Origin of the sequence: Paracoccus homiensis, from assembly GCF_900111675.1 — a bacterium.
Lineage (GTDB): Bacteria > Pseudomonadota > Alphaproteobacteria > Rhodobacterales > Rhodobacteraceae > Paracoccus > Paracoccus homiensis.
The window spans coordinates 50,542-62,185 of record NZ_FOHO01000010.1; the positions used below are offsets into that span (position 1 = coordinate 50,542).

General features: G+C 63.6%; 10 protein-coding genes. 3 read left to right on the plus strand and 7 right to left on the minus strand.

The window, feature by feature from the left end:
- Positions 1 to 16: 16 nt before the first annotated feature.
- On the minus strand, positions 17 to 1,540 hold the full coding sequence (locus BMX67_RS13560; RefSeq protein ID WP_139206528.1) for a coiled-coil domain-containing protein: 1,524 nt from the start codon (positions 1,538 to 1,540) through the stop codon (positions 17 to 19).
- A 319-nt stretch (positions 1,541 to 1,859) separates the two neighbouring features.
- On the opposite strand from BMX67_RS13560, the gene BMX67_RS13565 reads away from it, so the two are divergent.
- Positions 1,860 to 2,351, plus strand: coding sequence for a GNAT family N-acetyltransferase (locus tag BMX67_RS13565; protein ID WP_245739456.1), 492 nt, complete (start codon positions 1,860 to 1,862; stop codon positions 2,349 to 2,351).
- A gap of 9 nt (positions 2,352 to 2,360) precedes the next feature.
- Here the strand turns inward: BMX67_RS13565 and BMX67_RS13570 are convergent, their stop codons facing one another.
- The 5 genes from BMX67_RS13570 to BMX67_RS13590 all read right to left on the minus strand — a co-directional run bounded on the left by BMX67_RS13570 (position 2,361) and on the right by BMX67_RS13590 (position 7,926).
- Positions 2,361 to 4,082 (minus strand): SulP family inorganic anion transporter, encoded by a 1,722-nt coding sequence (locus BMX67_RS13570; RefSeq protein ID WP_090735987.1) that lies wholly within the window; start codon positions 4,080 to 4,082, stop codon positions 2,361 to 2,363.
- 18 nt (positions 4,083 to 4,100) lie between these two features.
- The gene (locus BMX67_RS13575; RefSeq protein WP_090735990.1) at positions 4,101 to 5,780 is read right to left on the minus strand and encodes a bifunctional protein tyrosine phosphatase family protein/NAD(P)/FAD-dependent oxidoreductase; all 1,680 of its coding nucleotides are present in this window, start codon (positions 5,778 to 5,780) and stop codon (positions 4,101 to 4,103) included.
- Between the two features lie 27 nt (positions 5,781 to 5,807).
- Positions 5,808 to 6,692, minus strand: a complete 885-nt coding sequence (locus BMX67_RS13580; protein WP_090735992.1) for an MBL fold metallo-hydrolase — start codon at positions 6,690 to 6,692, stop codon at positions 5,808 to 5,810.
- 101 nt (positions 6,693 to 6,793) lie between these two features.
- Positions 6,794 to 7,459, minus strand: coding sequence for a Crp/Fnr family transcriptional regulator (locus BMX67_RS13585; RefSeq protein ID WP_090735995.1), 666 nt, complete (start codon positions 7,457 to 7,459; stop codon positions 6,794 to 6,796).
- Positions 7,456 to 7,926, minus strand: a complete 471-nt coding sequence (locus BMX67_RS13590) for an RrF2 family transcriptional regulator (protein WP_090735997.1) — start codon at positions 7,924 to 7,926, stop codon at positions 7,456 to 7,458. The genes BMX67_RS13585 and BMX67_RS13590 overlap by 4 nt, the downstream gene beginning before the upstream one ends.
- A gap of 220 nt (positions 7,927 to 8,146) precedes the next feature.
- On the opposite strand from BMX67_RS13590, the gene BMX67_RS13595 reads away from it, so the two are divergent.
- Positions 8,147 to 9,568 (plus strand): cytochrome ubiquinol oxidase subunit I, encoded by a 1,422-nt coding sequence (locus BMX67_RS13595; protein WP_090735999.1) that lies wholly within the window; start codon positions 8,147 to 8,149, stop codon positions 9,566 to 9,568.
- Positions 9,565 to 10,566 carry a cytochrome d ubiquinol oxidase subunit II gene (gene cydB / locus BMX67_RS13600; RefSeq protein WP_090736002.1) on the plus strand — a complete coding sequence of 334 codons (1,002 nt, stop codon included), beginning with the start codon at positions 9,565 to 9,567 and terminating at the stop codon, positions 10,564 to 10,566. Before BMX67_RS13595 ends, cydB begins: the two co-directional genes overlap by 4 nt.
- 84 nt (positions 10,567 to 10,650) lie before the next feature.
- On the opposite strand, the gene bhcR is transcribed toward cydB, so the two are convergent.
- Positions 10,651 to 11,496, minus strand: coding sequence for an HTH-type transcriptional regulator BhcR (bhcR, locus tag BMX67_RS13610; RefSeq protein WP_090736009.1), 846 nt, complete (start codon positions 11,494 to 11,496; stop codon positions 10,651 to 10,653).
- Positions 11,497 to 11,644 lie beyond the last annotated feature (148 nt).

Sequence of the window (11,644 nt, forward strand, 5' to 3'; positions counted from 1 at the left end):
CATGTCGCGATACTCGTTAACAGCCGTCCAGCCGCGACAGCAGGACCAGCAAAGTTTGGCGATTGATCGGCGACTGCACTTGCGACAGCGCCTGTGCGGCGCAGGCCCCCTCGATTAGCGATTGCCGCAACTGGCCGCGCCGCGCCGGATCGTCGGGCAGGCCGGGGGCAAGCGACATTGCGGCATCGACCGCGGCGGCCGCGCGCCCCGCCGGGCCATTGGGCGCGGCCGACGCGGGGTCTGGCGTGGCGGCAGCGGCCTGTTCCTGCGCCGCGGCCAGTTCATCCTGCACCTGCTGCAACGCCTCGCGATCCTGGGTCAGACGGGTCGCAATCTGTTCGGCGTCGGCAATTTCGGCGCGCAGGCTGTCGCGGCTTTCGGCCAGCCCCGTCAATTCGCCCCGAATCGCCTGCGCCTGCTTGCGCAGATCTTCCGCCTGCGCCTGTTCTTCCGCCACCGCCGCACGAGCACCTTCCAGTTCATCGCGCAGCGCCGCTGACTGCGCCTGAAGATCGCTCAGATCACCCTGCTGCGCGGCGATCTTTTCTGACAGATCGGCGCTTTCGGCCGTTTGCGCCTCGGACGCCGCAATCTGCGCCTGCAGCGCCTCGCGCGCTTGGCCCAGTTGGGTCATGTTGGCGTTCAACGCCTCGAACTCGGCCTGTTTCGCGGTCAGCGACTGTTCCAGCTCGGCCAGCTGCCCGGCACGGTCCCGCAGCTGATCCCGCTCATCAGCGACCTGCTGCAACTGTGCCTGCGCCTCGGCAAGTTCGGACTGGGCGGCGGTCAATGCCTTGTTTTCGCTTTGAACCTGCGCGGCAATCTGATCCTTCAGTGTCGTCAGTTCAGTCTTGGCGTCCTCGATCAGGGCGGTGATCTCGTCAAGCTGGGCTTTGGCCTGATCGCGTTCTTCAAGCGCCGCCGTGGCCTGTGCCTGTGCATCCCGCTGTTGGGCGTTCAGGTCCTTCAGGCGCGCTTCGGCATCGGCAAGCCCGGTCTGCGCGGTATCCACATCCGACAATTGCCCGCGCAGCGCCTCGGCCTCGGCGGTTGCGCTGTCCAGCTGCGCCTGAAGATCGGCGATCCTGTCCTGCGCCGTGGTCAGGCTTGCCTGATCTTCTTGATCCTGCGCTGCCATCTGGTCGCGCAGCTGCGCCAGCTCCTGTTCGGCGGCGGCCACCTTGGCCTCGGCGGCTTCGGCGCGGTCCTGCGCCTGGGCCAGTTCAGCCGCGCCGCTGGACACCTGCTGTTCCAGATCCGTCGTCTGGGCGGTCAGCTGTTCGAAATTTGCCTGTGTCGCCTCGGCCGCGGCGGCAGCCTGCGCCAGCCGGTCCCGTTCCGCCGTCAGGTCGGACAGGTCCTGACGCAGCGCGGCAAGTTCGGCTTCGGCGGCGGCGGTCTGTTCGGCATCGGCCTGATCTTCGGCGGCGCGGTCACGTTCGATCTGGGCCGCGACGGCGTCGGCCTCTTGGCGCAGCGCGTCCAGCCGGGCCTGCGCCTCGACCGTCTGCGCCTCTAGCTGGGCGGCTTCATCTTCCATCGTGACGATGATCTGCCGCAAGGCCTGTGCGCGCTGCTCATCCTGTGATTGAGCGACGGCGAACAGGGGAAAACCACTTAGCAGCCCGGCCAATACGGCAGCCCGGGCCTTCGTTCCACAAAAGCGCACCAGTAAACCTCCGTAACTGCTTTGATCATGAAGGACGGTGACGTTATGTCAACTTCTTAGTTCACTTTCATGCGATCAAACCCCGCCGGATACGTGTGGGGTCCGCACCTGTTTGGCGCTTGTGAAGGCCGGGGCGGGCTGGCAAATTCGCGCAGCCGATTACACCCATCCGGACAACGAGGCCGCACAGATGCAAGACATGTTCCCGACCAACGCGCCGCAGATCCGGATGGAATCGCCGTTGTCGGACGATCTGGACCAGATTTTTGCCAGCCATGTCGCCGCCATGCATGCCGATACCCCGCCGGAATCGATCCACATGATGCCGCGCACGGATCTGGTGTCGGACCGGATCGCCTTCTTCGTGCTGCGCGTCGATGGTCAGCCCGCGGGCATGGCGGCATTGAAGCTGTTGGATGCGGGCCACGCGGAACTGAAGTCCATGCATGTCCTGGCCAGCTATCGGGGGCAGGGTCTGTCAGGCGCGCTGTTGCGGCATCTGCTGGACCATGCAGCCGCGCATCACATCGGGCGGCTGTCACTGGAGACCGGCATACAGCCGACCTTCATCGCCGCCCGGGGGCTGTACAGAAAGGCGGGCTTTGTCGAATGCCCGCCCTTCGGCGATTACAGGCCCGACCCCAACAGCGTGTTCATGACGATCGAACTGCCGGCACCCTGACGGCCCGCGCTACACGGCGCGGACCTGGCTGGGATGGGCAAGTGCATGCCAGGCATCGTATTGCGACAGGTAGACATGGCCGTTCAGCCCATCGATCAGGTGGGATCGGCGCAGCTTGTCCATGACCGGGCCCTTCACCTCGGACAGATGCAGGCCGACACCCATGTCCCGCAGACGGTGGTTGATCGCCTCCAGGCTTTCCAGCGCCGAGAAATCGACCTCGTTCACCGCCGAAAACATCAGCACGACATTGCGGATCGCGCAGCCTTCGGTCACGCGCTTCTGGATCAGGTCCTCCAGAAATCGGGCATTCACGAAATACAGGCTTTCATCCACGCGCAGGGTCAACAGCGTGCCGTCGGTCTGCACATCGTGGCGGTCGATATTGCGGAAATGCTGGGTGCCGGGGACAAGGCCGACCTCGGCGACATGCGGGCGCGAGGTTTTGTAAAGATGCAGCAGCACCGAAATGCCCACGCCCGACGCCACGCCGATCTCGACCCCCAGACCCAGCGTCAGCAGGATCGTCGCGGCGACGGCGGTGAAATCGGCACGCGAATAGCGCCATGTCTTTTGCAGGATCGAAAGATCGACAAGGCTTAGCACCGCGACGATGATCGTTGCCGCCAGCGTGGCATTGGGCAGGTAATAGACCAGCGGCGTCAACGCGATGGCTGCCACGGCCAGCCCGATGGCGGTAAAGGCACCTGCGGCCGGGGTTTCGGCACCCGCGTCGAAATTCACCACCGACCGCGCAAACCCTCCGGTCACAGGATAGCCGCCGGTCAGCGCGGCGCCCAGATTGGCCGCGCCCAGACCGATCAGTTCCTGATCCGGGTCGATCCGTTGCCGCCGCTTGGCCGCCAGGGTCTGCGCGACGGAAACGGATTCCACGAAGCCGATGACCGAAATCAGGATGGCAGGCAGCAACAGTGCCCGCCACAGATCCGGCGAAAGCCCCGGCAAGGTCAGTGGCGGCAGGCCCTGCGGAACGTCGCCCACGATGCGCACGCCCCGTGCCTGCAGATCGAGTGCCCAGACGGCAAGGGTCGATACCACCACCGCCGCGACCGGCCCCGCCTTGGTCAGGATATCGGCCAACAGCGGCGGCACACCCAGCCGCGCCAGCGTCGACCGCAACCGCCGCCGCGCCCAGAACAGGAACCCGGTCGCGGCACCCCCGATGACCAGCGTCGGCAGGTTCACCTGATCCAGATGCGCAATGACCAGGCCCAGCATCTGCGGCAGGTTGTGCCCACCGGCTTCGACGCCAAGGATATGTTTCAGCTGGCTGACCGCGATCAGGACACCCGATGCGGTGATGAACCCCGCGATAACCGGATGGCTGAGGAAATTCGCCAGGAACCCCAGGCGCAGCACCCCCATCAGGATCAGGAAGCCGCCCGACAGGAAAGCCAGCGTCAGCGCCGCGACCGCATATCCGGCGGTGCCCTGCTGCGCCACCTGACCCACTGCCGAGGCCGTCAGCAGCGACACCACCGCCACCGGCCCCACGGCCAGCGACCGGCTGGTCCCGAACACCGCATAAAGCAGGATCGGCGCGATCGAAGCATAGATCCCGGCCTCGGGCGGCAATCCCGCCAGCAGCGCATAGGCCAGCGATTGCGGAATCAGCATGATCGTGACGATCAGCGCGGCGATCAGATCATTTGACAGGGTCGCGCGGTCATACCCGCGCCCCCAGTCGAGAATGGGAAAATACTGGCGCAAAGCGGGGCCTTCCTGCCTTCATTCCGCCGAAGCGGTCAGTTTCTGCGGCTTGGCCATCCATTCCCTGCCGCGCAGCATCGCCTTCCAATAGATCGGCGGCAGCATCTTTTCCTTCAGGAACCAAGCCGCGCGGGTCGGTCGCGTGCCATCGACCAACCATCGTGGAAAAGAGGGTTTCAGCGCGCCGCCATAGCCGAATTCGGCCAGCACGATCTTGCCGCGCTCGACCGTGAGGGGACAGGACCCATACCCGTCATATTGCGCCACGGCGGATCTGCCGTTCAGATCGGCCACGATGTTTTCGGCCACTATCGGGGCCTGCTTGCGCGCGGCTGCCGCCGTCTTGGCATTGGGCGCGTTCATCACATCGCCAAGCGCCCAGATATTGTCATGCGCCTTGTGCCGCAGCGTGGCCTGATCGACATCGACCCAGCCCGCAGCATCGGCCAGCGGCGAGACACGGATGAAATCGGGCGCGACCTGCGGCGGGCAGACATGGATCATGTCGAAATCCACCGTCACCTGCGCAGGCTGGCCGCCGGGAACGGCAACGTCGAAGGTCGCGCGCCTTGCGGGACCGTCGATGGCGACGAGGTTGTGAAAGAAGTTCAGGGTCGCGTCATATTTGCGCACATATTCCATCAGCGCGGGCACGTAATCCTTGACGCCGAACAGAACGCCACCCGCGTTCATGAACTGGATGTCGATATCCTTCAGCACGCCCCGTCGCAGCCAGGCATCCGCCGACAGATACATCGCCTTTTGCGGCGCGCCCGCGCATTTGATCGGCATTGGCGGCTGGGTGAACACCGCACGCCCTCCGCGCAGCCCCTGCACCAGATCCCAGGTGTAGGGCGCCAGATCATAGCGGTAATTCGAGGTCACACCATTCCTGCCTAGCGTTTCTTCCAGCCCCTCGACGGCGGCCCAGTCCAGCTTCAGCCCCGGGCAGACCACCAGTCGGCCGTATTTCACCACGCGGCAACCATCCAGAACGACGGCATCGTTCTGCGGCTCGAAGGCGGCGACGGCGGATTTGATCCAGGTGACGCCGCGCGGGATCAGCGACCCCATGGTTCTGGCCGTCTGACCCGGCTGGAAGATCCCGCCTCCGACCATGGTCCAGCCGGGCTGGTAATAATGGATGTCGGCCGGGTCGATCACCGCGATGCGCAGATCGGAACGCCGCGACCGCAGGCTGGCCGCGACCGAGATCCCGGCCGCGCCTGCGCCGACGATCACGACGTCATAAGCCGCATCGCCGGTATCCGTCGGCGTCCTGCCGCCATTCGCGATCCGCCGCGCGACCCCATTCATGTCGTAACCCGCCGCCCGTGTCGCCGACAGGATATCGGCCATGGGTCGCGTGCCGGCCTGCGACAGCGCCCAAAGCGTGGCCGAACGCGTGCCCGTGCGGCAATAGGCCAGAACCGGGCCGGGCAGATCGCGCATCGCCATCTCGAAATCGGCGGCATCTTCATCCCGGACCATGCCACTTGTCACGGGCAGATAGTGCGCCTCAAGTCCCTGCGCCTGCGCCGCGGTCAGGATTTCCCCGAAGCCGGGCTGATCCGCGCCTTCGCCATCGGGGCGATTGCAGATGATCGCGCGAAAGCCCTGATCTTTCAGCGCGGCCATATCCGCCGCCGTGATCTGCGGGCTGACCGACAGGCCAGGGGTGATCTGTTTGACGTCCATTCCCATTCCTCCCTTGTCCGGCGCGGCTTACAGCCCGTTCAGCGGCACCTTCAGCATCGGCCGTCCGTCCTTGTCGGTGGGGACCTCGCCCGCACGCATGTTGACCTGCAACGACGGGATGATCAGCTTGGGCATGGCCAGGGTGGCATCGCGTTCGGTGCGGAACTTGACGAATTCCTCTTTGGTCCTGCCACCGCCGACATGGATGTTATGGGCTTTTTCGTCGCCAACGGTAGTTTCCCACTGAATGTCGCGGCCATTCGGGCCGTAATCATGGCACATGAACAGCCGCATCCGATCCGGCAGCGCCAGAACCTTCTGGATGGAATCGTATAGGACGCCCGCATCCCCGCCCGGAAAATCCGCGCGGGCCGAGCCGCCATCGGGCATGAACAGCGTGTCGCCCACAAAGGCCGCGTCGCCCATGACATGCACCATGCAGGCCGGCGTGTGACCCGGCGTGTACATGGCAAAGGCCTGCATCCGGCCGATCATATAGGTGTCGCCATCCTCGAACAGGCGATCGAATTGCGAGCCATCGCGCTGAAACTCGGTCCCTTCGTTGAAGATCTTGCCGAAGGTGTCCTGCACCACCAGGATCTTCGACCCGATGCCGATCTGGCCGCCCAGTTGCTGCTGGATATAGGGCGCGGCGGACAGGTGGTCGGCATGGACATGGGTTTCGATGATCCATTCCAGCCGCAACCCCTGATCGCGGATCTGGCGGATCAGTTCATCGGCATGGTCATAGGTGATGCGGCCGGCGGCATAGTCGATATCCATAACACTGTCGACGATGGCACAGGCATCCGAGCCAGGATCCTTGACGATATAGCTGATGGTGTTCGTGGCCTTATCGAAAAAGGCCTGCACCTGGGGCTTTACGTCCATCTGGATAGGGTAATCGGTCATTCTCTCCTCCGAATTTCCGGCCCGGACAAGGGGTCTGCGGGCTAAACTTGGACCATGGATATAACTTTACGGACCAACGTTCAGTGACCTTGTCACCAAGCCTAGGGGCTGTCGGCGATGCCGCGCAGGGCGGGCCTGTCGATCAGCGCCACGCGGCCGCGCGACTGACCGATCAGGCCACGCTTCTGAAAATCCTGCAATACCCGAGAAATGACCTCGCGCGCGGTGCCCAATTCGCTGGCAAGCTGATGATGGGTGGTCTCGATTTCCTTCCGGTCGCCTGCCAGTCCCAACAGACGCCCGGCAAGGCGCACATCGATACGCCCAAAGGCCACATCATCGACCACGCGCAACAGATCGACCAACCGCCGCGAATAGGCGGCAAAGACGAAACTACGAAACGCCGCCTCTTCGGCCACCAGCCGGTCGAACACGGGCCGGGACAGGACGATCACGGTCAGCGCGGTTTCCGCGATCCCTTCGGCGTTATACGCCTCTTCGGCCAGCATGCAGGCCGTCGTCAGGACGCAGCTTTCCCCGGCATCCACGCGATACAGCACGATATCGCGCCCCTGATCCGAAGTCTGAGTGACCCGCAGCCGCCCTTCGTACAGAAAGAACAGGCTGTCGGGAACATTGTCGGGGCCAAAGACCTGCGCGCCTGCGGGGAAATGCGCGACATGCGCCTGCGCCATCAGCCGATCACGGGTCGTGCGCGGCAGGGCGCGGGTGCCCTGAAACCGCTCGGTCCAGTCACCGACCTTCATTTCGCCGCCCGCGCGGGCATGACGATGCCCTGTTCCAGGGGCGCGATCCGGGCCAGCAACTGATCGCGATTGGCCGCGATCTGATCCAGTGTCAGCTGGTCCAGAACCTGCAGGAAGGCGCGGGTCGCGGCCTGCAGGGCCCGCGACAATTTGCAGATCCCGATCAGGGGGCAGGTGTTGCTGTCGGGGTTGAAGCATTCAACCAATTCCATCGGCCCCTCGGTCAGGCGGATGACATCGCCGATGATCACATCCTGCGCCGGGCGGGCAAGACGAAACCCGCCGCCGCGACCGCGCTGGGTTTCCAGAAACCCTGCCTTGCCCAGTTCGTGCACGATCTTCACGATATGCGGTCGCGCCAGCCCGTGAACTCGGACCACGTCATCGACCCGGATCAGGTCTGGAGCCTTCAGCGCGGCCAGTTGCAGGGTCCGCAGCGCATAATTTGAATAGGCAGTCAGCTTCATCCGATCCCCCCGACGGTCTTAACATATACTACGAATGTATTTTTTCATCGTAAGTGACTTTATCACCGATCCGGGCGGCAACTGCGGCTAAGCGCAGCACCGTGGCACATGGGTATAGGCCCCCTTTTTTTCGCCCGCCCTTATTTTCTGAGGGGTGCCCGCAGCTGCCACGATCCGACGGCTTCGCCGCCATTCTGCGAAAACATCAAGGAGACCGGTCATGCTTGACGGTTTCAGCGCCGAGACACTCGCACGGGCCCAGTTCGCCTTCACCGTGTCGTTCCATATCATCTTCCCGGCCTTCTCGATCGGGCTGGCCAGCTTTCTTGCGGTGCTGAACGCGCTGTGGCTGAGAACCGGGGATCGCAGCTACCTGACCCTTTTCGACTACTGGAAAAAGATCTTCGCCGTGGCCTTCGGGATGGGCGTCGTATCGGGCATCGTCATGTCCTATCAGTTTGGCACCAACTGGTCGGTCTTTTCCGACCGGGCCGGACCGGTGATCGGGCCGCTGATGGCCTACGAGGTCCTGTCTGCCTTCTTCCTGGAAGCCGGGTTTCTGGGGATCATGCTGTTCGGGCGCGAACGGGTGGGCGACGGGCTGCACATGTTCGCCACGGCAATGGTCGCCTTTGGCACACTGATGTCAGCCACATGGATTCTCAGCGTGAACAGCTGGATGCAGACGCCGGCGGGGTTCAGCATCGCCGCGAATGGACAGTTCGTCCCCGAGGATTGGTGGGCGATCATCTTCAACCCGTCCTTCCCCTATCGGCTGGTCCATATGGTATTGGCCGCCTTTCTGACCACATCCCTTGTGGTCGGCGCGGTCGGCGCCTGGCATCTGCTGCGCGACCGCACCGACCCCGAGGCACGGCGGATGTTTTCCATGGCCATGTGGATGGCCGCAATCGTCACCCCGATCCAGATCTTTGCGGGCGACGCGCATGGGCTGAACACGCTGGAACATCAGCCCGCCAAGGTCATGGCGATGGAGGGTCACTATGATAGCCATCCGGACGGCGCGCCCCTGATCCTGTTCGGCATCCCGAACACGGCCGAGCGTCGCATTGATTACGCGATCGAGGTCCCAAAGCTCAGCTCGCTGATCCTGAAACACGATCTGAACGCGCCCCTGGCCGGGCTGGACAGCGTGCCCCAGGACGAACAGCCGCCGGTCGCGATCGTCTTCTACAGCTTTCGCGTGATGGTCGGCCTTGGCTTTGCGATGCTGGCCCTTGGGGTCGGCAGCCTGTGGCTGCGCGTTCGCGGACGGCTGTATGATGCGCCCTGGCTGCACCGGGCCGCGATCCTGATGGGGCCAACCGGCTTTGTCGCGGTGCTGGCCGGATGGATCACGACCGAGGTCGGACGTCAGCCCTATACCGTCTATGGCCTGCTGCGCACCGGCGACAGTCTTGCCCCCGTCGCCGCACCTGCGGTCGTGACGTCGCTGATCGCGTTCATCCTCGTCTATTTCTGCGTTTTCGGCGCGGGCACGATCTATATCCTGCGGATGATGAACAAACGTCCGGCGACCCCCCGACTGGGCCTGCGCGACGGCCCGATTCGCACCGCGGGCATCACGCCTGCCCCGCAGGTCGAGCGCGACTTCATCCCCGACCAAGGAGCGTCCAAATGATCTTCGATCTCGCCTTCATCTGGGCCGGTCTGATAGCCTTTGCGGTTCTGACCTATGTGATTCTTGACGGGTTCGACCTTGGGATCGGCATCCTGTTCCCCTTTGGCAGATCGGATCAGGATCGCGATCTGATGATGAATTCGGTCGCCCCGGTCTGGGACGGGAATGAAACCTGGCTAGTGCTGGGCGGTGGCGGTCTGTTCGCGGTCTTTCCGCTGGCTTATGCGATCGTCATGCCCGCGCTTTACATGCCGATCACGCTGATGCTGCTGGCCCTTGTGTTTCGGGGCGTGTCCTTCGAATACCGCTGGCGTGTCAGCAACAAGCGGGTCTGGGACGCGGCCTTTTTCGGCGGGTCGCTGATCGCGGCGCTATGTCAGGGGATCGCCCTGGGGGCGCTGGTGCAGGGCATCCGCATCGAGGGGCGGGCCTATGCCGGCGGCTGGTTCGACTGGCTGACGCCGTTTTCCGTGCTGACCGGCGTGGCGGTCGTGATCGGCTATGCGCTGCTGGGCGCGACCTGGCTGGTCCTGAAGACCGAGGGCCGGATCCAGATGCAGATGCGCGGCTATTCGTGGTGGCTGGGCGCAGCGACCCTGGGCCTGATCGGGATCGTCAGCCTGCTGACGCCGTTTCAGGATCCGATCTATCTGCAACGCTGGTTCAACATGCCGGGCAGCCTGTTTTCCGTGTTGGTGCCGCTGATCATGCTGGGCCTGTCATGGTCGTTTCTACGTGGGTTGAACGACCAGAAGGATCTGCAACCCTTTCTGTCGGCACTGGGGTTCTTCGTGGTCAGCTTTGTCGGCATCGGGATCAGTTTCTATCCGATGATGGTGCCCCCCACGCTGACGATCCAACAGGCGGCAGCCCCTGAATCGAGCTTGGCATTCGCGCTGGTCGGGGCGGCCATTCTGCTGCCGATCATCCTGGCCTATACCGTCTATGCCTATTGGGTGTTTCGCGGAAAGATCGACCCGTCGCAAGGCTATCACTGATGCGTCGGTTGCTGTGGTTCGTGGGTTTGTGGCTGGCAGGGGTGGTCGTGCTGGCCACCGTCGCCGGCCTGATCCGACTGGCGATCATGTGACCGCCAGGGGCCGTCCGCCGATGGCCAGCGTCAGGTCACGCGCGGCTTCGATCACGGGCTGGCTCAGCCGCTGAACCGCCGCCGGATTGACCCGCGTCGTCGGCCCCGACACCGAAATTCCGGCGACGACTTCCTGATTGATGTCGAAAACCGGGGCCGCGATGCACCGCATGCCTTCGTTGCGTTCTTCGTGATCGACGGCATAGCCAAGGGCGCGGATCTCGGACAGGCTGTCGCGGAGGGCGTCCTGCCGGGTAATTGTGCTGTGGGTAAAGGCCTGCAGATCACGCGCGGACAACAACCGATCCAGCCGGTCACGATCCATATGCGCCAGCAGCGCCTTGCCGATCCCCGAGGCATGCAGCGCCGACAGGGTTCCGGGCGGAAAGAATGCGCGGATGCTGGCATGGGTTTCGACCTGGCTTAGAAACAAGACAAGGCCCTCTTTCTCGACGCCCAGATTTGCGGTCTCGCCCGTGACCTCCATCAGTTTGCGCATGATCGGCCTTGCCCGCTCGACCAGGCTGGTCCGGCGCAGGAACCGCGCGCCGATAACAAAGGCGCGCGGGCCGATATGCCAGACCTGTTCATCGGGGTCGAACTCGACCAGGCCGCGCCCTTCCAGCGTCACGAGGATGCGATAGACCGTGGCCGGGGACTGACCCATGCCATCGGCCAGACGGGTCAGCGTCGTGCCCTGATCCTCGCTGAGATATTCGAACACCTGCATCGCGCGATCCAGGGATTTGATCGTGTTCTGGGCGGTCTTGTCATCCCAACCACGCGGCCGCCCGCGGGCCCGACGTTCACGAGACGGATGATTTTCCTGCGTTTCCATAAGATGCCTTTCTTTTTCAATGAAAACCGAATTCATCATATGAAAAACTCAAGTGCCTGACAATGGTGCATAATTCCTGCATTTCTTCATTCTGGAAATTCATTTCAAAATAATTCCCACATCGGAGCGGTCGTCCTATGGTGATCCC